This is a genomic window from Vibrio atlanticus (assembly GCF_024347315.1).
Taxonomy (GTDB): Bacteria; Pseudomonadota; Gammaproteobacteria; order Enterobacterales; family Vibrionaceae; genus Vibrio; species Vibrio atlanticus.
Genome location: NZ_AP025460.1, coordinates 3,335,494 through 3,359,811 on the forward strand (window position 1 = coordinate 3,335,494; position 24,318 = coordinate 3,359,811).

Annotated in this window: 6 protein-coding genes, 3 tRNA genes and 9 rRNA genes; 2 read left to right on the plus strand and 16 right to left on the minus strand. The window is 47.5% G+C overall.

The window, feature by feature from the left end:
- Positions 1-13 precede the first annotated feature (13 nt).
- Complete coding sequence (locus tag OCV30_RS15075; protein WP_065679910.1) at positions 14-1,240, plus strand: uroporphyrinogen-III C-methyltransferase; 1,227 nt, start codon at positions 14-16, stop codon at positions 1,238-1,240.
- Positions 1,240-2,421: a heme biosynthesis protein HemY gene (locus OCV30_RS15080; protein WP_065679911.1), complete on the plus strand. Its 1,182-nt coding sequence runs from the start codon at positions 1,240-1,242 to the stop codon at positions 2,419-2,421. The genes OCV30_RS15075 and OCV30_RS15080 overlap by 1 nt, the downstream gene beginning before the upstream one ends.
- Before the next feature lie 882 nt (positions 2,422-3,303).
- Here the strand turns inward: OCV30_RS15080 and OCV30_RS15085 are convergent.
- From OCV30_RS15085 to OCV30_RS15160, 16 genes are all read right to left on the minus strand, one after another.
- Positions 3,304-3,380 (minus strand) — tRNA-Asp (locus tag OCV30_RS15085).
- A 67-nt stretch (positions 3,381-3,447) separates the two neighbouring features.
- Positions 3,448-3,563, minus strand: a 5S ribosomal RNA gene (rrf, locus tag OCV30_RS15090).
- Between the two features lie 132 nt (positions 3,564-3,695).
- Positions 3,696-6,588 (minus strand): 23S ribosomal RNA (locus OCV30_RS15095).
- A gap of 314 nt (positions 6,589-6,902) precedes the next feature.
- Positions 6,903-6,978, minus strand: a tRNA-Ala gene (locus tag OCV30_RS15100).
- A 21-nt stretch (positions 6,979-6,999) separates the two neighbouring features.
- Positions 7,000-7,076: transfer RNA gene (locus OCV30_RS15105), tRNA-Ile, on the minus strand.
- A gap of 68 nt (positions 7,077-7,144) precedes the next feature.
- Positions 7,145-8,699: ribosomal RNA gene (locus tag OCV30_RS15110) — 16S ribosomal RNA — on the minus strand.
- A gap of 460 nt (positions 8,700-9,159) precedes the next feature.
- Positions 9,160-9,275, minus strand: a 5S ribosomal RNA gene (rrf, locus tag OCV30_RS15115).
- A gap of 132 nt (positions 9,276-9,407) precedes the next feature.
- Positions 9,408-12,300, minus strand: a 23S ribosomal RNA gene (locus OCV30_RS15120).
- A gap of 368 nt (positions 12,301-12,668) precedes the next feature.
- A 16S ribosomal RNA gene (locus OCV30_RS15125) occupies positions 12,669-14,223 on the minus strand.
- A 460-nt stretch (positions 14,224-14,683) separates the two neighbouring features.
- Positions 14,684-14,799: ribosomal RNA gene (rrf, locus tag OCV30_RS15130) — 5S ribosomal RNA — on the minus strand.
- 93 nt (positions 14,800-14,892) lie between these two features.
- Positions 14,893-17,785, minus strand: a 23S ribosomal RNA gene (locus OCV30_RS15135).
- 389 nt (positions 17,786-18,174) lie between these two features.
- A 16S ribosomal RNA gene (locus tag OCV30_RS15140) occupies positions 18,175-19,729 on the minus strand.
- The 16S, 23S and 5S rRNA genes sit together here with 3 tRNA genes alongside, the layout of an rRNA operon.
- A 593-nt stretch (positions 19,730-20,322) precedes the next feature.
- Positions 20,323-21,036 (minus strand): NAD(P)H-flavin reductase, encoded by a 714-nt coding sequence (fre, locus tag OCV30_RS15145; protein WP_065679794.1) that lies wholly within the window; start codon positions 21,034-21,036, stop codon positions 20,323-20,325.
- Positions 21,037-21,056: 20 nt separating this feature from the next.
- Positions 21,057-21,326 (minus strand): 2Fe-2S iron-sulfur cluster-binding protein, encoded by a 270-nt coding sequence (locus tag OCV30_RS15150; RefSeq protein WP_065679795.1) that lies wholly within the window; start codon positions 21,324-21,326, stop codon positions 21,057-21,059.
- On the minus strand, positions 21,323-23,164 hold the full coding sequence (ubiD, locus tag OCV30_RS15155; RefSeq protein WP_065679796.1) for a 4-hydroxy-3-polyprenylbenzoate decarboxylase: 1,842 nt from the start codon (positions 23,162-23,164) through the stop codon (positions 21,323-21,325). The genes OCV30_RS15150 and ubiD overlap by 4 nt, the downstream gene beginning before the upstream one ends.
- 98 nt (positions 23,165-23,262) lie before the next feature.
- On the minus strand, positions 23,263-24,258 hold the full coding sequence (locus OCV30_RS15160; RefSeq protein WP_065679797.1) for a hypothetical protein: 996 nt from the start codon (positions 24,256-24,258) through the stop codon (positions 23,263-23,265).
- Between the last annotated feature and the right edge of the window lie 60 nt (positions 24,259-24,318).

The following is a 24,318-nucleotide window of genomic DNA, read 5'->3' on the forward strand; positions in this document are numbered from 1 at the left end:
ACAGGAAATAAGCATGACAAGCAAAAAAAATAATGAGCATATTGAACCTGAAAAGAAACAAGACACTCAGCCAGTAGTTGTTGAAAACGAAAAAGCTGACTCTACAGAGACAAAACAACCTGAAAAGACGCTCGATGCCTCTGCGTCAAATACCGCTAAAAATAATCAGCCTAAAACTGAGCATAAAGAGCAAATAGAGAAAGCAGAAAAGCAAGGTAAGCGCGGTGTCACACTAGGCGCTATTGCGATCGCTTTTTCTATTATTTTCAGTAGTGGCATTGCCTTTCAAATACAGCAAAAGAGCGCTGAGTACTCAGCTCAGATCGCAGCTCTTCAAGCACAACTGCAAAATACGCAATCTGCAGTAAATAAAGATCTACAAACCATCAAGAAAGAGACAATCCAAGAAGCATCACATGCGGTGGAGAAAACTCAAGTCGTGCAATCTCAGCAACAGAAGAGCATTCAAAGCCTACAGCTAGCGGTTGCTGACGTTAAAGGTCGTCGTCCAAATGACTGGTTGCTTGCTGAAGCTGATTACCTTGTGAAACTTGCTGGTCGTAAACTGTTCCTAGAGCATGATGCCGTTAGTGCCACCAAACTAATGGAAAGCGCCGATCAACGTATCGCCGCACTGAATGACCCAAGCTTGGTCTCTCTTCGTCAATCAATGACCAATGACATTACTAAGCTTCGCACTATCCCCCTGATCGACCGTGATGGCTTAGTTCTTCGTATCACAAGCCTACAAAAACAAGTCGATACTCTACCGCTTGCCAATGCGATTCTTCCAGAAGCTGCGGTTGTTGAGAAAAAAGCCGTATCGCAAGACATCAATGATTGGCAGAACAACCTGATGACGTCGATGAAAGATTTCTCAGAAAACTTCATCACCTTCCGCAGTCGTGATGGAGAAGTCATTCCTCTACTATCACCAGAGCAGCACTTCTACCTACGTGAAAATATCAAAGGCAAACTAGAGACAGCTATTCGCGCTGTCTACAAAGAGCAAGGCGATATCTACAGTGCAGCACTACAAACAGCTAACGAGTGGTCGAAGTCGTACCTAAACCAAGATAACAACTCAGTGATTGAGTTTGAGAAGGCAATTAAGCAGCTGAGCGAGCAGAATATTTCTGTGAAATATCCTGTGAAACTTGAGTCTCAAAATGAGTTATCAGACGTGATACGTGAGCGCCTACGTCGTGAAGTCACCGTTATGACCACGGAGGAAAAATAATGATTCGTTGGATTTTTCTTTTTCTCGTTCTCGGAGCTGGGTTAATTGTTGGTACTCAGTTCTCTGGTCAACAAGGCTACGTTCTGATCTCAATTGCGAATAAGACCATTGAGATGAGCGTGACAACACTGGTTATCTTTGTCATTGCTCTTCTAGCGGCTCTATTCGGCTTAGAGTACCTATTTAAAAAGCTTATGTACGCAAGCTCGACAACTTGGAACTGGTTCAGTGTTCGTAAACTAAAGCGCTCTCGTCGTTATACCAATGAAGGCATCATCAAGCTTCTTGAAGGTGATTGGAAAGGCGCAGAGAAGAAGGTAACTCGTTGGGCAAACCACCACGACATGCCGCTACTTTGTTATTTAGTCGCTTCTCAAGCTGCTCACGAACAAGGCAATACAAGTGAGCGTGATAAGTACATCGAACTGGCTAGCCAACAAGAGGACTCTCTATTGGCCGTTGAGCTAACGAAAGCAAAACAACAGATCAGTGAGTCGAACTACGAAGCCGCATTCGATACACTTTCAACATTGAAAGGTTCGTACCCGAATAACACCGCCGTACTTGGCCTGCTAAAAGCCACTTACATGCAGCTTAAACTTTGGCAGCCATTGCTAGAACTAACGCCTAAGCTGGCTAAGAACAAGCTTCTTACAGCTGAGGAGCAAGTCGAGTTGGAACAGAAAGCACAATGTGGCTTACTTCACGATGTGGCACAGCAGCAAGGTAGCGAAGGTTTAATCAGCCATTGGAACAAGCTTTCAAGAAAGCAGAAACAAAGCTCTCACCTTGTTTCCTGTTTTGTGAAGCAACTGATCGCTCGTAAAGCTGATTCAGAAGCCTTCACTGTGATTAAAGAAAACATTGCGAAGAGTGGTTCAAATGAACTCTACATGTTGCTTCCAGAGCTGAACCTAGCCGATCACCACCCAGTAGTGGTCATGCTAGAACGTTCAATCAGTAAAGACAGTGGTAATGCCGAAGCACACAGCGCTCTGGCTCAGTTCTACCTAAGAGAGCAGAAGTGGGCGGAAGCACAAAACCACTTCGAAAAAGCCCTAGCACTTCGTTCAAATGTCTCAGATTACGGATACCTATCTGACGCACTAGAGAAGCAAAACTTAACGAAAGCAGCTCACGAGGTTTCTCGTAAAGCGCTCGCTCTCGTTCAACCAGCGTAATTCAAAACGACTCAAACTAAGCCGATGTCTAGCATCGGCTTTTTTGTATCTGTTATTTACCCCTAGATAACTTCTACAACACATCTCATCGAACCCTACCCGTCCAACGCTACGCCACCAAACTAACTAACTATTAAATTATGCAATAGAGCCTCTCAAACACACGGAGAACTACTTTAAATGTGTCTGTACGTAGTTTTACCATTCTTATAAACAAGCTCTTAGGAGAGGTTCGAGGGGAGTCATAGAGAAAAGTGACACCTCTAAGCTGAAGAGTAAGAGGAGGTCACTTTGAGAGAAGACATTTAAAGACATTCACCAACAGATCGAAGGCCACGTTAAATCACGCTGGATTAGCAATTAATTGGCCATCAATATTCCAACTATAAGACGCTAAAGCCGGGACTTCACGTAACTGCTTAATAGGTTCATCTATTAAGCAATAGAGATATAGCAAGAGTTGCCGAACCAGCAAAACCTTGTGACTAAAGACGAGACATCTTTATCAACCAGTTCAAATTAGTAAGAAGTAAACCTCACTAAGACATTCTCTAAAGGTTAACCATTGAATCGATAGCCACAAATATCAACTAACGTAATCAAGCGCTTCTAGAAAGAGCAGGACTTTTATAATAAGTGTTGGAATATCAGAGCTCGAGATCAACGGACAACGCTTCTACAAAACTCGAAGTTGAATAATAAGATTCATATACCGGAAACGACGAAAGCCTAGTCGTCAGACTAGGCTTTCTAATATGTTCCGGATATAGCGTGGAGTGCAGGGGCGAGATAGCTTTACAGCACTCATACAACCTAACAGCAAAACACTTTTCTCCAAATGTAAAAAAGCCCTGCTATTTCTAGCAGGGCTTCTCTAATAAGTGGCGGAGTGGACGGGACTCGAACCCGCGACCCCCGGCGTGACAGGCCGGTATTCTAACCAACTGAACTACCACTCCGCAGTGGTCAACTCACTAAGTGAGCGTCCATATCTCCAGGTCGGTCAACCTAAAGATTTAATTTAAAGCCTGGCGATGTCCTACTCTCACATGGGGAAGCCCCACACTACCATCGGCGCTATTGTGTTTCACTTCTGAGTTCGGCATGGAATCAGGTGGGTCCACAATGCTATGGTCGCCAAGCAAATTTTGCTTTTACTTTCAGTTTTTTAAAAACTGAAGGCAAAATAATCTGGAAAACTGATTTAAAAGTCTCATCAAACTCATTCAAGCGTTTGGTATTTCTTTGAGTCCACAAAACCCCTTGGGTGTTGTATGGTTAAGCCTCACGGGCAATTAGTACAGGTTAGCTCAATGCCTCGCAGCACTTACACACCCTGCCTATCAACGTCGTAGTCTACGACAACCCTTTAGGACGCTTATAGCGTCAGGGAAAACTCATCTCAAGGCTCGCTTCCCGCTTAGATGCTTTCAGCGGTTATCGATTCCGAACTTAGCTACCGGGCAATGCCATTGGCATGACAACCCGAACACCAGAGGTTCGTCCACTCCGGTCCTCTCGTACTAGGAGCAGCCCCTTTCAATTTTCCAACGCCCACGGCAGATAGGGACCGAACTGTCTCACGACGTTCTAAACCCAGCTCGCGTACCACTTTAAATGGCGAACAGCCATACCCTTGGGACCGACTTCAGCCCCAGGATGTGATGAGCCGACATCGAGGTGCCAAACACCGCCGTCGATATGAACTCTTGGGCGGTATCAGCCTGTTATCCCCGGAGTACCTTTTATCCGTTGAGCGATGGCCCTTCCATTCAGAACCACCGGATCACTATGACCTGCTTTCGCACCTGCTCGAATTGTCATTCTCGCAGTCAAGCGGGCTTATGCCATTGCACTAACCACACGATGTCCAACCGTGTTTAGCCCACCTTCGTGCTCCTCCGTTACTCTTTGGGAGGAGACCGCCCCAGTCAAACTACCCACCAGGCACTGTCCGTAATCCCGATTCAGGGACCAACGTTAGAACATCAAAACTACAAGGGTGGTATTTCAAGGACGACTCCACCACATCTAGCGACGCGGTTTCAAAGTCTCCCACCTATCCTACACATGTAGGTTCAATGTTCAGTGCCAAGCTGTAGTAAAGGTTCACGGGGTCTTTCCGTCTAGCCGCGGGTACACTGCATCTTCACAGCGATTTCAATTTCACTGAGTCTCGGGTGGAGACAGCGTGGCCATCATTACGCCATTCGTGCAGGTCGGAACTTACCCGACAAGGAATTTCGCTACCTTAGGACCGTTATAGTTACGGCCGCCGTTTACCGGGGCTTCGATCAAGAGCTTCGACCGAAGTCTAACCCCATCAATTAACCTTCCGGCACCGGGCAGGCGTCACACCGTATACGTCATCTTACGATTTTGCACAGTGCTGTGTTTTTAATAAACAGTTGCAGCCACCTGGTATCTGCGACTCTCGTCTGCTCCATCCGCAAGGGACTTCACTGATAAGAGCGTACCTTCTCCCGAAGTTACGGTACCATTTTGCCTAGTTCCTTCACCCGAGTTCTCTCAAGCGCCTTGGTATTCTCTACCCGACCACCTGTGTCGGTTTGGGGTACGATTCCTTACAATCTGAAGCTTAGAGGCTTTTCCTGGAAGCATGGCATCAATGACTTCACTACCGTAGTAGCTCGACATCGTATCTCAGCGTTAAGAAAGTCCGGATTTACCTAAACTTTCCGCCTACGTACTTGAACCTGGACAACCGTCGCCAGGCCCACCTAGCCTTCTCCGTCCCCCCATCGCAATTGTAAGAAGTACGGGAATATTAACCCGTTTCCCATCGACTACGCCTTTCGGCCTCGCCTTAGGAGTCGACTTACCCTGCCCCGATTAACGTTGGACAGGAACCCTTGGTCTTCCGGCGAGGGAGTTTTTCACTCCCTTTATCGTTACTCATGTCAGCATTCGCACTTCTGATACCTCCAGCAGCCCTTACAGACCACCTTCAACGGCTTACAGAACGCTCCCCTACCCCACATACCCTAAGGTACGTAGCCGCAGCTTCGGTGTATAGCTTAGCCCCGTTACATCTTCCGCGCAGGCCGACTCGACCAGTGAGCTATTACGCTTTCTTTAAATGATGGCTGCTTCTAAGCCAACATCCTGGCTGTCTGAGCCTTCCCACATCGTTTCCCACTTAGCTATACTTTGGGACCTTAGCTGGCGGTCTGGGTTGTTTCCCTCTCCACGACGGACGTTAGCACCCGCCGTGTGTCTCCCGGATAGTACTTACTGGTATTCGGAGTTTGCAAAGGGTTGGTAAGTCGGGATGACCCCCTAGCCTTAACAGTGCTCTACCCCCAGTAGTATTCGTCCGAGGCGCTACCTAAATAGCTTTCGGGGAGAACCAGCTATCTCCAGGTTTGATTGGCCTTTCACCCCTAGCCACAAGTCATCCGCTAATTTTTCAACATTAGTCGGTTCGGTCCTCCAGTTGATGTTACTCAACCTTCAACCTGCCCATGGCTAGATCACCTGGTTTCGGGTCTAATCCTAGCAACTGTACGCCCAGTTAAGACTCGGTTTCCCTACGGCTCCCCTAAACGGTTAACCTTGCTACTAAAATTAAGTCGCTGACCCATTATACAAAAGGTACGCAGTCACACCACGAAGGTGCTCCTACTGCTTGTACGTACACGGTTTCAGGTTCTATTTCACTCCCCTCACAGGGGTTCTTTTCGCCTTTCCCTCACGGTACTGGTTCACTATCGGTCAGTCAGTAGTATTTAGCCTTGGAGGATGGTCCCCCCATATTCAGACAGGATATCACGTGTCCCGCCCTACTCGTTTTCACTGATTATGATGTGTCGGTTACGGGGCTATCACCCTTTATTGCGAGACTTTCCAGACTCTTCACCTGCATCATTAAAAGCTTAAGGGCTAATCCAATTTCGCTCGCCGCTACTTTCGGAATCTCGGTTGATTTCTCTTCCTCAGGGTACTTAGATGTTTCAGTTCCCCCGGTTTGCCTCCTGTTGCTATGTATTCACAACAAGATACTTACTTATGTAAGTGGGTTTCCCCATTCAGGAATCCCAGACTCAAAAGGTTATTACTACCTAATCTGGGCTTATCGCAAGTTATTACGCCTTTCATCGCCTCTGACTGCCAAGGCATCCACCGTGTACGCTTAGTCACTTAACCATACAACCCGAAAGGGTCTTAGTGTATGGCAACTAACCAAGGTTTTTGGTTGTCATCAAGAAGGGTTAATTCCTGATAACTGTTTGCCGGACTCAATTGTGAATCAATGTAAACATTGATTCGAATACAAGACACTTGAATGTGTTTGTTGTGTTTATCTAATGAAAGATAAACATTGAGAACTTTTAAATTTGATTGAATTACTCGTAAGTAATCAATCAGTCAGCTTTCCAAATTGTTAAAGAGCTTGCTTTCGTTAGCAATAAAGCTTTCGAAACCATTTTTAAATATTTTCAGATAAAAACACTTAAAGATGGTGGAGCTATGCGGGATCGAACCGCAGACCTCCTGCGTGCAAGGCAGGCGCTCTCCCAGCTGAGCTATAGCCCCATCTTTGTTTCTAGTCGATATTGGTGGGTCTGAGTGGACTCGAACCACCGACCTCCCGCTTATCAGGCGAGCGCTCTAACCAGCTGAGCTACAGACCCAATATCGTCTCTTTTACTTTTCTAAACCTAATCAATCTGTGTGGACACTCATCGTAAGTATCTTCGTATAAGGAGGTGATCCAGCCCCAGGTTCCCCTAGGGCTACCTTGTTACGACTTCACCCCAGTCATGAACCACAAAGTGGTGAGCGTCCTCCCCGAAAGGTTAAACTACCCACTTCTTTTGCAGCCCACTCCCATGGTGTGACGGGCGGTGTGTACAAGGCCCGGGAACGTATTCACCGTGACATTCTGATTCACGATTACTAGCGATTCCGACTTCATGGAGTCGAGTTGCAGACTCCAATCCGGACTACGACGCACTTTTTGGGATTCGCTCACTATCGCTAGCTTGCTGCCCTCTGTATGCGCCATTGTAGCACGTGTGTAGCCCTACTCGTAAGGGCCATGATGACTTGACGTCGTCCCCACCTTCCTCCGGTTTATCACCGGCAGTCTCCCTGGAGTTCCCGACATTACTCGCTGGCAAACAAGGATAAGGGTTGCGCTCGTTGCGGGACTTAACCCAACATTTCACAACACGAGCTGACGACAGCCATGCAGCACCTGTCTCAGAGCTCCCGAAGGCACACCTGCGTCTCCGCTGGCTTCTCTGGATGTCAAGAGTAGGTAAGGTTCTTCGCGTTGCATCGAATTAAACCACATGCTCCACCGCTTGTGCGGGCCCCCGTCAATTCATTTGAGTTTTAATCTTGCGACCGTACTCCCCAGGCGGTCTACTTAACGCGTTAGCTCCGAAAGCCACGGCTCAAGGCCACAACCTCCAAGTAGACATCGTTTACGGCGTGGACTACCAGGGTATCTAATCCTGTTTGCTCCCCACGCTTTCGCATCTGAGTGTCAGTGTCTGTCCAGGGGGCCGCCTTCGCCACTGGTATTCCTTCAGATCTCTACGCATTTCACCGCTACACCTGAAATTCTACCCCCCTCTACAGCACTCTAGTTCACCAGTTTCAAATGCAGTTCCGAGGTTGAGCCCCGGGCTTTCACATCTGACTTAATGAACCACCTGCATGCGCTTTACGCCCAGTAATTCCGATTAACGCTCGCACCCTCCGTATTACCGCGGCTGCTGGCACGGAGTTAGCCGGTGCTTCTTCTGTTGCTAACGTCAAGATGTGCAGCTATTAACTACACACCCTTCCTCACAACTGAAAGTACTTTACAACCCGAAGGCCTTCTTCATACACGCGGCATGGCTGCATCAGGCTTTCGCCCATTGTGCAATATTCCCCACTGCTGCCTCCCGTAGGAGTCTGGACCGTGTCTCAGTTCCAGTGTGGCTGATCATCCTCTCAGACCAGCTAGGGATCGTCGCCTTGGTGAGCCATTACCTCACCAACTAGCTAATCCCACCTAGGCATATCTTGACGCGAGAGGCCCGAAGGTCCCCCTCTTTGGCCCGTAGGCATTATGCGGTATTAGCCATCGTTTCCAATGGTTATCCCCCACATCAAGGCAATTTCCTAGGCATTACTCACCCGTCCGCCGCTCGACGCCCATTAACGCACCCGAAGGATTGTTAGTGTCGTTTCCGCTCGACTTGCATGTGTTAGGCCTGCCGCCAGCGTTCAATCTGAGCCATGATCAAACTCTTCAATTTAAGATTTTGTGACTCAACGAATACTGACTTCAAAACTAATATTCATTCGAAAATGAACATGTAATTCTAAAGCTATTACCATTCCAACAGAATGGTAATGAATTGACTGTGCCGAATAACTACAAGTAGTTAAACGTATTGGTCACTCAGTTCATTGAAATCAAGTTTGTTACCGAAGTAACTGCTATTACGCTCTTTCGAAAAAGAACCAATAACGTTTTGATATTCATCAACGAGTGCCCACACAGATTGATAGGTTTAAATTGTTAAAGAGCGTGTTCTCTAAAAAGAGAACGCTTTCAGTGCCTTAGCACTTAAGCAGGACGCGTATAATACGCTTTCCACTTTGAAAGTCAACATAAAACTCTAAGAAAACTTAGAACTCTATGGTGACTTGTCTATTAAATAGACAAAGTCGAGCTTTTGTCTTCACTTTTAAAAAAGTGAAAATAAATTTAAAGCCTGGCGATGTCCTACTCTCACATGGGGAAGCCCCACACTACCATCGGCGCTATTGTGTTTCACTTCTGAGTTCGGCATGGAATCAGGTGGGTCCACAATGCTATGGTCGCCAAGCAAATTTTGCTTTTACTTTCAGTTTTTTAAAAACTGAAGGCAAAATAATCTGGAAAACTGATTTAAAAGTCTCATCAAACTCATTCAAGCGTTTGGTATTTCTTTGAGTCCACAAAACCCCTTGGGTGTTGTATGGTTAAGCCTCACGGGCAATTAGTACAGGTTAGCTCAATGCCTCGCAGCACTTACACACCCTGCCTATCAACGTCGTAGTCTACGACAACCCTTTAGGACGCTTATAGCGTCAGGGAAAACTCATCTCAAGGCTCGCTTCCCGCTTAGATGCTTTCAGCGGTTATCGATTCCGAACTTAGCTACCGGGCAATGCCATTGGCATGACAACCCGAACACCAGAGGTTCGTCCACTCCGGTCCTCTCGTACTAGGAGCAGCCCCTTTCAATTTTCCAACGCCCACGGCAGATAGGGACCGAACTGTCTCACGACGTTCTAAACCCAGCTCGCGTACCACTTTAAATGGCGAACAGCCATACCCTTGGGACCGACTTCAGCCCCAGGATGTGATGAGCCGACATCGAGGTGCCAAACACCGCCGTCGATATGAACTCTTGGGCGGTATCAGCCTGTTATCCCCGGAGTACCTTTTATCCGTTGAGCGATGGCCCTTCCATTCAGAACCACCGGATCACTATGACCTGCTTTCGCACCTGCTCGAATTGTCATTCTCGCAGTCAAGCGGGCTTATGCCATTGCACTAACCACACGATGTCCAACCGTGTTTAGCCCACCTTCGTGCTCCTCCGTTACTCTTTGGGAGGAGACCGCCCCAGTCAAACTACCCACCAGGCACTGTCCGTAATCCCGATTCAGGGACCAACGTTAGAACATCAAAACTACAAGGGTGGTATTTCAAGGACGACTCCACCACATCTAGCGACGCGGTTTCAAAGTCTCCCACCTATCCTACACATGTAGGTTCAATGTTCAGTGCCAAGCTGTAGTAAAGGTTCACGGGGTCTTTCCGTCTAGCCGCGGGTACACTGCATCTTCACAGCGATTTCAATTTCACTGAGTCTCGGGTGGAGACAGCGTGGCCATCATTACGCCATTCGTGCAGGTCGGAACTTACCCGACAAGGAATTTCGCTACCTTAGGACCGTTATAGTTACGGCCGCCGTTTACCGGGGCTTCGATCAAGAGCTTCGACCGAAGTCTAACCCCATCAATTAACCTTCCGGCACCGGGCAGGCGTCACACCGTATACGTCATCTTACGATTTTGCACAGTGCTGTGTTTTTAATAAACAGTTGCAGCCACCTGGTATCTGCGACTCTCGTCTGCTCCATCCGCAAGGGACTTCACTGATAAGAGCGTACCTTCTCCCGAAGTTACGGTACCATTTTGCCTAGTTCCTTCACCCGAGTTCTCTCAAGCGCCTTGGTATTCTCTACCCGACCACCTGTGTCGGTTTGGGGTACGATTCCTTACAATCTGAAGCTTAGAGGCTTTTCCTGGAAGCATGGCATCAATGACTTCACTACCGTAGTAGCTCGACATCGTATCTCAGCGTTAAGAAAGTCCGGATTTACCTAAACTTTCCGCCTACGTACTTGAACCTGGACAACCGTCGCCAGGCCCACCTAGCCTTCTCCGTCCCCCCATCGCAATTGTAAGAAGTACGGGAATATTAACCCGTTTCCCATCGACTACGCCTTTCGGCCTCGCCTTAGGAGTCGACTTACCCTGCCCCGATTAACGTTGGACAGGAACCCTTGGTCTTCCGGCGAGGGAGTTTTTCACTCCCTTTATCGTTACTCATGTCAGCATTCGCACTTCTGATACCTCCAGCAGCCCTTACAGACCACCTTCAACGGCTTACAGAACGCTCCCCTACCCCACATACCCTAAGGTACGTAGCCGCAGCTTCGGTGTATAGCTTAGCCCCGTTACATCTTCCGCGCAGGCCGACTCGACCAGTGAGCTATTACGCTTTCTTTAAATGATGGCTGCTTCTAAGCCAACATCCTGGCTGTCTGAGCCTTCCCACATCGTTTCCCACTTAGCTATACTTTGGGACCTTAGCTGGCGGTCTGGGTTGTTTCCCTCTCCACGACGGACGTTAGCACCCGCCGTGTGTCTCCCGGATAGTACTTACTGGTATTCGGAGTTTGCAAAGGGTTGGTAAGTCGGGATGACCCCCTAGCCTTAACAGTGCTCTACCCCCAGTAGTATTCGTCCGAGGCGCTACCTAAATAGCTTTCGGGGAGAACCAGCTATCTCCAGGTTTGATTGGCCTTTCACCCCTAGCCACAAGTCATCCGCTAATTTTTCAACATTAGTCGGTTCGGTCCTCCAGTTGATGTTACTCAACCTTCAACCTGCCCATGGCTAGATCACCTGGTTTCGGGTCTAATCCTAGCAACTGTACGCCCAGTTAAGACTCGGTTTCCCTACGGCTCCCCTAAACGGTTAACCTTGCTACTAAAATTAAGTCGCTGACCCATTATACAAAAGGTACGCAGTCACACCACGAAGGTGCTCCTACTGCTTGTACGTACACGGTTTCAGGTTCTATTTCACTCCCCTCACAGGGGTTCTTTTCGCCTTTCCCTCACGGTACTGGTTCACTATCGGTCAGTCAGTAGTATTTAGCCTTGGAGGATGGTCCCCCCATATTCAGACAGGATATCACGTGTCCCGCCCTACTCGTTTTCACTGATTATGATGTGTCGGTTACGGGGCTATCACCCTTTATTGCGAGACTTTCCAGACTCTTCACCTGCATCATTAAAAGCTTAAGGGCTAATCCAATTTCGCTCGCCGCTACTTTCGGAATCTCGGTTGATTTCTCTTCCTCAGGGTACTTAGATGTTTCAGTTCCCCCGGTTTGCCTCCTGTTGCTATGTATTCACAACAAGATACTTACTTATGTAAGTGGGTTTCCCCATTCAGGAATCCCAGACTCAAAAGGTTATTACTACCTAATCTGGGCTTATCGCAAGTTATTACGCCTTTCATCGCCTCTGACTGCCAAGGCATCCACCGTGTACGCTTAGTCACTTAACCATACAACCCGAAAGGGTCTTAGTGTATGGCAACTAACCAAGGTTTTTGGTTGTCATCAAGAAGGGTTAATTCTTGATAACTGTTTGCCGGACTCAATTGTGAATCAAACTAATGTTTGATTCGAATACAAGACACTTGAATGTGTTTGTTGTGTTTATACCGTTCTTATTAAATAAGAGCAGATAAACATTGAGAACTTTTAAATTTGATTGAATTACTCGTAAGTAATCAATCAGTCAGCTTTCCAAATTGTTAAAGAGCATAAAGCAAAAAGCTTTAATCAATAACTTACGTTATTAATTAAAGCTCTGGCTTTAACTAAATCTAAACCATCAATCTGTGTGGACACTCATCGTGGTATCTTCGTATAAGGAGGTGATCCAGCCCCAGGTTCCCCTAGGGCTACCTTGTTACGACTTCACCCCAGTCATGAACCACAAAGTGGTGAGCGTCCTCCCCGAAAGGTTAAACTACCCACTTCTTTTGCAGCCCACTCCCATGGTGTGACGGGCGGTGTGTACAAGGCCCGGGAACGTATTCACCGTGACATTCTGATTCACGATTACTAGCGATTCCGACTTCATGGAGTCGAGTTGCAGACTCCAATCCGGACTACGACGCACTTTTTGGGATTCGCTCACTATCGCTAGCTTGCTGCCCTCTGTATGCGCCATTGTAGCACGTGTGTAGCCCTACTCGTAAGGGCCATGATGACTTGACGTCGTCCCCACCTTCCTCCGGTTTATCACCGGCAGTCTCCCTGGAGTTCCCGACATTACTCGCTGGCAAACAAGGATAAGGGTTGCGCTCGTTGCGGGACTTAACCCAACATTTCACAACACGAGCTGACGACAGCCATGCAGCACCTGTCTCAGAGCTCCCGAAGGCACACCTGCGTCTCCGCTGGCTTCTCTGGATGTCAAGAGTAGGTAAGGTTCTTCGCGTTGCATCGAATTAAACCACATGCTCCACCGCTTGTGCGGGCCCCCGTCAATTCATTTGAGTTTTAATCTTGCGACCGTACTCCCCAGGCGGTCTACTTAACGCGTTAGCTCCGAAAGCCACGGCTCAAGGCCACAACCTCCAAGTAGACATCGTTTACGGCGTGGACTACCAGGGTATCTAATCCTGTTTGCTCCCCACGCTTTCGCATCTGAGTGTCAGTGTCTGTCCAGGGGGCCGCCTTCGCCACTGGTATTCCTTCAGATCTCTACGCATTTCACCGCTACACCTGAAATTCTACCCCCCTCTACAGCACTCTAGTTCACCAGTTTCAAATGCAGTTCCGAGGTTGAGCCCCGGGCTTTCACATCTGACTTAATGAACCACCTGCATGCGCTTTACGCCCAGTAATTCCGATTAACGCTCGCACCCTCCGTATTACCGCGGCTGCTGGCACGGAGTTAGCCGGTGCTTCTTCTGTTGCTAACGTCAAGATGTGCAGCTATTAACTACACACCCTTCCTCACAACTGAAAGTACTTTACAACCCGAAGGCCTTCTTCATACACGCGGCATGGCTGCATCAGGCTTTCGCCCATTGTGCAATATTCCCCACTGCTGCCTCCCGTAGGAGTCTGGACCGTGTCTCAGTTCCAGTGTGGCTGATCATCCTCTCAGACCAGCTAGGGATCGTCGCCTTGGTGAGCCATTACCTCACCAACTAGCTAATCCCACCTAGGCATATCTTGACGCGAGAGGCCCGAAGGTCCCCCTCTTTGGCCCGTAGGCATTATGCGGTATTAGCCATCGTTTCCAATGGTTATCCCCCACATCAAGGCAATTTCCTAGGCATTACTCACCCGTCCGCCGCTCGACGCCCATTAACGCACCCGAAGGATTGTTAGTGTCGTTTCCGCTCGACTTGCATGTGTTAGGCCTGCCGCCAGCGTTCAATCTGAGCCATGATCAAACTCTTCAATTTAAGATTTTGTGACTCAACGAATACTGACTTCAAAACTAATATTCATTCGAAAATGAACATGTAATTCTAAAGCTATTACCATTCCAACAGAATGGTAATGAATTGACTGTGCCGAATAACTACAAGTAGTTAAACGTATTGGTCACTCAGTTCATTGAAATCAAGTTTGTTACCGAAGTAACTGCTATTACGCTCTTTCGAAAAAGAACCAATAACGTTTTGATATTCATCAACGAGTGCCCACACAGATTGATAGGTTTAAATTGTTAAAGAGCGTGTTCTCTAAAAAGAGAACGCTTTCAGTGCCTTAGCACTTAAGCAGGACGCGTATAATACGCTTTCCACTTTGAAAGTCAACATAAAACTCTAAGAAAACTTAGAACTCTATGGTGACTTGTCTATTAAATAGACAAAGTCGAGCTTTTGTCTTCACTTTTAAAAAAGTGAAAATAAATTTAAAGCCTGGCGATGTCCTACTCTCACATGGGGAAGCCCCACACTACCATCGGCGCTATTGTGTTTCACTTCTGAGTTCGGCATGGAATCAGGTGGGTCCACAATGCTATGGTCGCCAAGCAAATTTTAAAATTCGGAAAGCTGTTAAATTCTCATCAAACTCATTCAAGCGTTTGGTATTTCTTTGAGTCCACAAAACCCCTTGGGTGTTGTATGGTTAAGCCTCACGGGCAATTAGTACAGGTTAGCTCAATGCCTCGCAGCACTTACACACCCTGCCTATCAACGTCGTAGTCTACGACAACCCTTTAGGACGCTTATAGCGTCAGGGAAAACTCATCTCAAGGCTCGCTTCCCGCTTAGATGCTTTCAGCGGTTATCGATTCCGAACTTAGCTACCGGGCAATGCCATTGGCATGACAACCCGAACACCAGAGGTTCGTCCACTCCGGTCCTCTCGTACTAGGAGCAGCCCCTTTCAATTTTCCAACGCCCACGGCAGATAGGGACCGAACTGTCTCACGACGTTCTAAACCCAGCTCGCGTACCACTTTAAATGGCGAACAGCCATACCCTTGGGACCGACTTCAGCCCCAGGATGTGATGAGCCGACATCGAGGTGCCAAACACCGCCGTCGATATGAACTCTTGGGCGGTATCAGCCTGTTATCCCCGGAGTACCTTTTATCCGTTGAGCGATGGCCCTTCCATTCAGAACCACCGGATCACTATGACCTGCTTTCGCACCTGCTCGAATTGTCATTCTCGCAGTCAAGCGGGCTTATGCCATTGCACTAACCACACGATGTCCAACCGTGTTTAGCCCACCTTCGTGCTCCTCCGTTACTCTTTGGGAGGAGACCGCCCCAGTCAAACTACCCACCAGGCACTGTCCGTAATCCCGATTCAGGGACCAACGTTAGAACATCAAAACTACAAGGGTGGTATTTCAAGGACGACTCCATCACATCTAGCGACGCAATTTCATAGTCTCCCACCTATCCTACACATGTAGGTTCAATGTTCAGTGCCAAGCTGTAGTAAAGGTTCACGGGGTCTTTCCGTCTAGCCGCGGGTACACTGCATCTTCACAGCGATTTCAATTTCACTGAGTCTCGGGTGGAGACAGCGTGGCCATCATTACGCCATTCGTGCAGGTCGGAACTTACCCGACAAGGAATTTCGCTACCTTAGGACCGTTATAGTTACGGCCGCCGTTTACCGGGGCTTCGATCAAGAGCTTCGACCGAAGTCTAACCCCATCAATTAACCTTCCGGCACCGGGCAGGCGTCACACCGTATACGTCATCTTACGATTTTGCACAGTGCTGTGTTTTTAATAAACAGTTGCAGCCACCTGGTATCTGCGACTCTCGTCTGCTCCATCCGCAAGGGACTTCACTGATAAGAGCGTACCTTCTCCCGAAGTTACGGTACCATTTTGCCTAGTTCCTTCACCCGAGTTCTCTCAAGCGCCTTGGTATTCTCTACCCGACCACCTGTGTCGGTTTGGGGTACGATTCCTTACAATCTGAAGCTTAGAGGCTTTTCCTGGAAGCATGGCATCAATGACTTCACTACCGTAGTAGCTCGACATCGTATCTCAGCGTTAAGAAAGTCCGGATTTACCTAAACTTTCCGCCTACGTACTTGAACCTGGACAACCGTCGCCAGGCCCACCTAGCCTTCTCCGTCCCCCCATCGCAATTGTAAGAAGTACGGGAATATTAACCCGTTTCCCATCGACTACGCCTTTCGGCCTCGCCTTAGGAGTCGACTTACCCTGCCCCGATTAACGTTGGACAGGAACCCTTGGTCTTCCGGCGAGGGAGTTTTTCACTCCCTTTATCGTTACTCATGTCAGCATTCGCACTTCTGATACCTCCAGCAGCCCTTACAGACCACCTTCAACGGCTTACAGAACGCTCCCCTACCCCACATACCCTAAGGTACGTAGCCGCAGCTTCGGTGTATAGCTTAGCCCCGTTACATCTTCCGCGCAGGCCGACTCGACCAGTGAGCTATTACGCTTTCTTTAAATGATGGCTGCTTCTAAGCCAACATCCTGGCTGTCTGAGCCTTCCCACATCGTTTCCCACTTAGCTATACTTTGGGACCTTAGCTGGCGGTCTGGGTTGTTTCCCTCTCCACGACGGACGTTAGCACCCGCCGTGTGTCTCCCGGATAGTACTTACTGGTATTCGGAGTTTGCAAAGGGTTGGTAAGTCGGGATGACCCCCTAGCCTTAACAGTGCTCTACCCCCAGTAGTATTCGTCCGAGGCGCTACCTAAATAGCTTTCGGGGAGAACCAGCTATCTCCAGGTTTGATTGGCCTTTCACCCCTAGCCACAAGTCATCCGCTAATTTTTCAACATTAGTCGGTTCGGTCCTCCAGTTGATGTTACTCAACCTTCAACCTGCCCATGGCTAGATCACCTGGTTTCGGGTCTAATCCTAGCAACTGTACGCCCAGTTAAGACTCGGTTTCCCTACGGCTCCCCTAAACGGTTAACCTTGCTACTAAAATTAAGTCGCTGACCCATTATACAAAAGGTACGCAGTCACACCACGAAGGTGCTCCTACTGCTTGTACGTACACGGTTTCAGGTTCTATTTCACTCCCCTCACAGGGGTTCTTTTCGCCTTTCCCTCACGGTACTGGTTCACTATCGGTCAGTCAGTAGTATTTAGCCTTGGAGGATGGTCCCCCCATATTCAGACAGGATATCACGTGTCCCGCCCTACTCGTTTTCACTGATTATGATGTGTCGGTTACGGGGCTATCACCCTTTATTGCGAGACTTTCCAGACTCTTCACCTGCATCATTAAAAGCTTAAGGGCTAATCCAATTTCGCTCGCCGCTACTTTCGGAATCTCGGTTGATTTCTCTTCCTCAGGGTACTTAGATGTTTCAGTTCCCCCGGTTTGCCTCCTGTTGCTATGTATTCACAACAAGATACTTACTTATGTAAGTGGGTTTCCCCATTCAGGAATCCCAGACTCAAAAGGTTATTACTACCTAATCTGGGCTTATCGCAAGTTATTACGCCTTTCATCGCCTCTGACTGCCAAGGCATCCACCGTGTACGCTTAGTCACTTAACCATACAACCCGAAAGGGTTTCTATTTGCTTTCACTTTAAAAAAGTGAAGACAAATAAGCGTATGGCAACTAACCAAGGTTTTTGGTTGTCATCAAGAAGGGTTAATTCTTGATAACTGTTTGCCGGACTCAATTGTGAATCAAATAAATTTGATTCGAATACAAGACACTTGAATGTGTTTGTTGTGTTTATCTAATGAAAGATAAACATTGAGAACTTTTAAATTTGATTGAATTACTCGTAAGTAAATCAATCAGTCAGCTTTCCAAATTGTTAAAGAGCATAAAGCAAAAAGCTTTAATCAATAACTTACGTTATTAATTAAAGCTCTGGCTTTAACTAAATCTAAACCATCAATCTGTGTGGACACTCATCGTAAGTATCTTCGTATAAGGAGGTGATCCAGCCCCAGGTTCCCCTAGGGCTACCTTGTTACGACTTCACCCCAGTCATGAACCACAAAGTGGTGAGCGTCCTCCCCGAAAGGTTAAACTACCCACTTCTTTTGCAGCCCACTCCCATGGTGTGACGGGCGGTGTGTACAAGGCCCGGGAACGTATTCACCGTGACATTCTGATTCACGATTACTAGCGATTCCGACTTCATGGAGTCGAGTTGCAGACTCCAATCCGGACTACGACGCACTTTTTGGGATTCGCTCACTATCGCTAGCTTGCTGCCCTCTGTATGCGCCATTGTAGCACGTGTGTAGCCCTACTCGTAAGGGCCATGATGACTTGACGTCGTCCCCACCTTCCTCCGGTTTATCACCGGCAGTCTCCCTGGAGTTCCCGACATTACTCGCTGGCAAACAAGGATAAGGGTTGCGCTCGTTGCGGGACTTAACCCAACATTTCACAACACGAGCTGACGACAGCCATGCAGCACCTGTCTCAGAGCTCCCGAAGGCACACCTGCGTCTCCGCTGGCTTCTCTGGATGTCAAGAGTAGGTAAGGTTCTTCGCGTTGCATCGAATTAAACCACATGCTCCACCGCTTGTGCGGGCCCCCGTCAATTCATTTGAGTTTTAATCTTGCGACCGTACTCCCCAGGCGGTCTACTTAACGCGTTAGCTCCGAAAGCCACGGCTCAAGGCCACAACCTCCAAGTAGACATCGTTTACGGCGTGGACTACCAGGGTATCTAATCCTGTTTGCTCCCCACGCTTTCGCATCTGAGTGTCAGTGTCTGTCCAGGGGGCCGCCTTCGCCACTGGTATTCCTTCAGATCTCTACGCATTTCACCGCTACACCTGAAATTCTACCCCCCTCTACAGCACTCTAGTTCACCAGTTTCAAATGCAGTTCCGAGGTTGAGCCCCGGGCTTTCACATCTGACTTAATGAACCACCTGCATGCGCTTTACGCCCAGTAATTCCGATTAACGCTCGCACCCTCCGTATTACCGCGGCTGCTGGCACGGAGTTAGCCGGTGCTTCTTCTGTTGCTAACGTCAAGATGTGCAGCTATTAACTACACACCCTTCCTCACAACTGAAAGTACTTTACAACCCGAAGGCCTTCTTCATACACGCGGCATGGCTGCATCAGGCTTTCGCCCATTGTGCAATATTCCCCACTGCTGCCTCCCGTAGGAGTCTGGACCGTGTCTCAGTTCCAGTGTGGCTGATCATCCTCTCAGACCAGCTAGGGATCGTCGCCTTGGTGAGCCATTACCTCACCAACTAGCTAATCCCACCTAGGCATATCTTGACGCGAGAGGCCCGAAGGTCCCCCTCTTTGGCCCGTAGGCATTATGCGGTATTAGCCATCGTTTCCAATGGTTATCCCCCACATCAAGGCAATTTCCTAGGCATTACTCACCCGTCCGCCGCTCGACGCCCATTAACGCACCCGAAGGATTGTTAGTGTCGTTTCCGCTCGACTTGCATGTGTTAGGCCTGCCGCCAGCGTTCAATCTGAGCCATGATCAAACTCTTCAATTTAAGATTTTGTGACTCAACGAATACTGACTTCAAAACTATTCTTTATAAATAAAGAGTGTAATTTTAAAGCTATTACCCCTCTCTTCTTAAATAAATAGGAACAGAATGGTAATGAATTGACTGTGCCAAATAACCCCTCTCTATAAAGAAAGTAATTATTCGTATTGGTCACTCAGTTCATTGAAATCATTTTGTTACCGAAGTAACTGTCATTACCTAAGTAATAACGTTTTGATATTCATCAACGAGTGCCCACACAGATTGATAGGTTTAAATTGTTAAAGAGCTTCACTTATTGAGCGCTCCTTTTAAGTAAGAAGCTTCTCGAAGTGGACGGCCATTCTAGCGAATTAACATTCAGTGTCAAACACTTTTTGAAAATTAATTTTTTGTCGCTTTCCGTCTGACTGATTGTTGCTGAAGCCTTGTGGCGTCTGCCGTCTCAGTGGTGTCGCATTATAGGGAACCCACTCAGCTTAGCAACCACTTTTTCATAAAAAATGAATAAATAGGGGTTAACTGCCTAATAGTTCACCTAAACAGAAAAAAGAGAACATTTCTGCTCTCTTTTCGCTCAAAATCTGAAAGAAATCTTAGATAAATGCGTAAGCATCTGCGTACATATGGTCACGCTTTGCTTCTTTATTCTGAGTAAACAAGTCTCTTGCAGCGCCTGCCATTTCGAAACGACCCGCAATGTAGATATCGAAATCAGCTAATGATTCGAAACTTTGCGTGATTGCCTCTAATACATTACCCGTTTGACCGTGCCAAATTGCAGGTGCTTCTTCTACTACTGGTACAAAATGCACATTGCTGTGTTTTGCTGCAATGTCGGCAAGCTCTTCTTTCGCATACAGCTGACACTCATCTTTTGCACCCCAGTATAGATGAATCTCTTTTTTACTGTTCTGCGCGATGCAGTGATCGAGAATAGAGCGCACGTAGCTAAAGCCAGTACCACCAGCAATTAGCAACAGAGGACGATCGCTTTCTTCTTTAACCCACGCATCACCGTGCGGAGCATCAATAGCTATATCGCCATCTTCAGCTTGCGCTTTCTTCATTGCCTCAACAACTTCTGAAGCGTAAGCATTGTGCTCAGCTGCACCAATGTGCAACTCAAGCTCACCTTCATGGCGACAAGGGCTACTTGCAATCGAAAATGGGCGCTTGTCTTTTTCACCCATTTCAACCATCAAGTATTGGCCCGCTTTAAAAGCGACCGGTGTTTCTGGGTGAAGTAGGATTTGGTAAGTGTTACAAGCCAAAGGCTCGATAGATTTCACTTTACATTTAATAGTCATGTTCTTCCTCTCACTAACCCTTAATCGGCAAAGGTTAGAACTAAATTACTTTCTGCAAATGCTTGGCAAGCAAAAATCCAACCTTGTAACTGCTCTTTCTCTGTGAGCATGGGTTCAAGGTGGTAACTCACTTTGCCTTCTAATTTTTTGCACATACACATAGCGCATGCACCAACTTGGCAGCGGTTTGGAAAATTGATATTGCTGTTGAGCGCAGCATCCAAAACCGTTTGCCCTTTTTCTACGGTAAAACTGATATTTTCTGGGTATAAGACTACTTGGAAGCTCATGAGATTCCTAGTTGTTCCCAGATGCTATCAATTTTTTTAACGACGTCTGGGTTCTTAGTGATTGGAACACCCCACTCACGCAGGCACTCACCTTCAAACTTGTTCGTCGCATCTAGACCCATTTTTGAGTGTCCAGTTTGGTTTTTCAGGAAGAACGTATCTCTTGCCGGATCCATTCTTGTAGTCACCGCCCAGATAATGTCGTTCCAGTCACTGACGTTAACGTCACTATCACACACGATGACAAACTTGTTCTCATCAAACTGAGACCAAACCGCTTCAATGATTTTCTTACCATTGCCTGCCGCTTGTTTATCGATAGACACAACGACCATGCACGCATTGTCATTCTGTAAGTGAATATCAATAATTTCAGGGAAGGTTTTGGTTAGCTCAGCTAGGCAACCTTCAATATGCTGACTATCTATAGGTAAAGATTGAGCATCAGGTGATAGTGCCAGCTCCGCATCCCACTTCTTAGTAATGTCTAAACCCATTTTTGAGCCTAAACCTACCACTGGCGATGCAAAGTCTAGTGAATCGATAGGTGTGTTCTCTATCATCAAGCTATCACGAGACGGATCCATATGTTCACACATGGCAGCGGTCACTTGAGACCAATCACGTGCGTTAACATCCTCATCGCATACCAAGACAAATTTTGTGTACATGAATTGGCGTAGGAAAGACCATACACCCATCATTACTCGCTTAGCGTGACCTGGGTATTGCTTCTTCATGGTCACGACCGCCATTCGGTACGAACAACCTTCAGGCGGCAAGTAGAAGTCTTCTATCTCTGGGAATTGCTTTTGAAGAATAGGAACAAACACTTCATTTAACGCAACACCTAATACTGCGGGCTCATCAGGTGGACGGCCAGTATAGGTACTGTGATAGATCGGATTCTCGCGCATGGTTACATGAGTAATAGTAAACACATGATGCTTTTCTTTCTCGTTGTAGTAACCAGTATGGTCTCCGTACGGCCCTTCGTCTGCGAACTCATTCGGGTCGATGTAACCTTCCATTACGATTTCAGCACTCGCTGGCACTTCTAGGTCGTTACTAATTGATTTAACGACCTCAGTTTTACTGCCACGCAGCAAGCCGGCAAACGCGTATTCCGATAAAGTATCCGGCACTGGCGTAACGGCACCAAGAATGGTGGCAGGATCTGCTCCAAACGCTACAGAGACTGGGAATGGCTTACCTGGGTTAGTTTCCATCCAATCACGCAGATCAAGCGCTCCACCACGGTGGGCTAACCAACGCATGATGATTTTATTCTTACCGATCTTCTGTTGACGATAGATGCCTAAGTTTTGGCGTTTCTTATTCGGCCCGCGAGTAACGGTCAAACCCCAGGTTAACAATGGTGCGACATCATCAGCCCAGCAACTCATAACAGGGATTTTATCTAGGTCGACGTCGTCACCCTGCCATACGATTTGTTGACAGGCAGCCTTACGAAGACGCTTAGCTGGCATATTTAAGACCTGCTTAAACACAGGCAGCTTATCGATAGCGTCTTTAAAGCCTTTTGGTGGCTCAGGTTCTTTTAAGTAAGCAAGCAACTTACCTACTTCGCGTAACTCTTTGACCTCTTGACGCCCCATACCAATGGCTACCCGATCAGGTGTACCGAATAGATTGGTCAAAACAGGCATGTCATAGCCTACGGGATTTTCAAATAAAAGAGCCGGGCCACCAGCACGTAGAGTACGGTCGCTAATCTCGGTCATTTCATAGTCTGGGTCGACGGGGTGAGAAATGCGTTTCAACTGACCAATGCTTTCAAGATGGTCGACAAAATCACGTAAATCTTTAAAACTCATAGGGCTTCTACATGCTGATTATTCTGCGCTCAGTATATCAAAAAGGGTGACGCTGAGATCCCCCTTTTTAGTGTGGTTATTGAGAGGCAAAATCCACTTTACGGTAATGCTTGCTCGATCAAAGAGCTCTTCACCTGAGGGTTATCATTCACAAGATCTTGCAACCAGCGCGTGTGACCTTGTTTGGCTAATTCACGGGCGACTAATGGCGCTTCATCGGCAATCGCCATCCTAGAGACAAGGAACTGCTTCACCTCTTCTGATAGCGGGTTCACCTTGGTAAGCAAAGTAATCGCTTCATCTTTCAAACGAGGGTTCTTAGTCGCTGCCATTACCTGTTCCAACGCGAACGTTTGTTTAGTTTTAGCAAGTCGCTCTAACTCTGCTTGGCTATGATAATCGGCCTTCATTCGCCATAGAATCTTATAGACCTCAGGGTCTTCGCTCACTTGCGCTAATCGAACTACCACCTCGGTAGAGGGTAACCAGCTAACAATAGAAGATGCGGTGAGTTGCTTAGTCAGATAGTCAACCGCTTCAGGAGACAAACTGTCTAGCTCTCGAATTAATAGTGCTTCTCGCGTTTGAACTTGATACTCAGGCCCTGACAACCACTCATTAAGGTTAAGTTCCCGCTTTTCTGCATCCAGTACAAACACCAGTGTCTTCTGGTCTTGGTGCCATTGCTTGATCAGTCGATTAGCAATCGAAGGGTAATTAAAAGCAGGTACCGTAAACTCGTAGCCATCCCCACGCTCTAATACTTGGTAGGTCGGCGTGATAGCGAGTTGCTGTTCTATGAAAATAGACATCTTAGGGGTGAGAACGATCTCTTGCTGTTCGATCTTCTTCAAGAGCCGGTAACGAGCCACCTCTTGCTGGGGAAATGTCAGACGCTCAAGCGAAAAGCGTAGCGAATTGACTTCGTCACGCACGACAAGCTCGAGTAATTCAGCAGTTTTCAGTTTTACTTGATCATTCTCAAGCCAAGACTCTACTGTAAGTGGAGACATCTCGGTGGCATAACTCATACCAACCGGTGAAAGTAACAGTGAAGTAGACAGGAGTAATGATGACAACAGTCCATGTTGCATTTTAACTTCCTCGTAACACTTTTGCCCATTCTGCAAGCTGTCGCTACAAAATGCAAATAA

Excerpts from the sequence above, each read along its gene's own strand:
- OCV30_RS15075 (WP_065679910.1), top strand. The coding sequence starts at position 14 with ATGACAAGCAAAAAAAATAATGAGCATATTGAACCTGAAAAGAAACAA.
- OCV30_RS15080 (WP_065679911.1), top strand. The coding sequence starts at position 1,240 with ATGATTCGTTGGATTTTTCTTTTTCTCGTTCTCGGAGCTGGGTTAATT.
- fre (WP_065679794.1), bottom strand. The coding sequence starts at position 21,036 with ATGACTATTAAATGTAAAGTGAAATCTATCGAGCCTTTGGCTTGTAAC.
- OCV30_RS15150 (WP_065679795.1), bottom strand. The coding sequence starts at position 21,326 with ATGAGCTTCCAAGTAGTCTTATACCCAGAAAATATCAGTTTTACCGTA.
- ubiD (WP_065679796.1), bottom strand. The coding sequence starts at position 23,164 with ATGAGTTTTAAAGATTTACGTGATTTTGTCGACCATCTTGAAAGCATT.
- OCV30_RS15160 (WP_065679797.1), bottom strand. The coding sequence starts at position 24,258 with ATGCAACATGGACTGTTGTCATCATTACTCCTGTCTACTTCACTGTTA.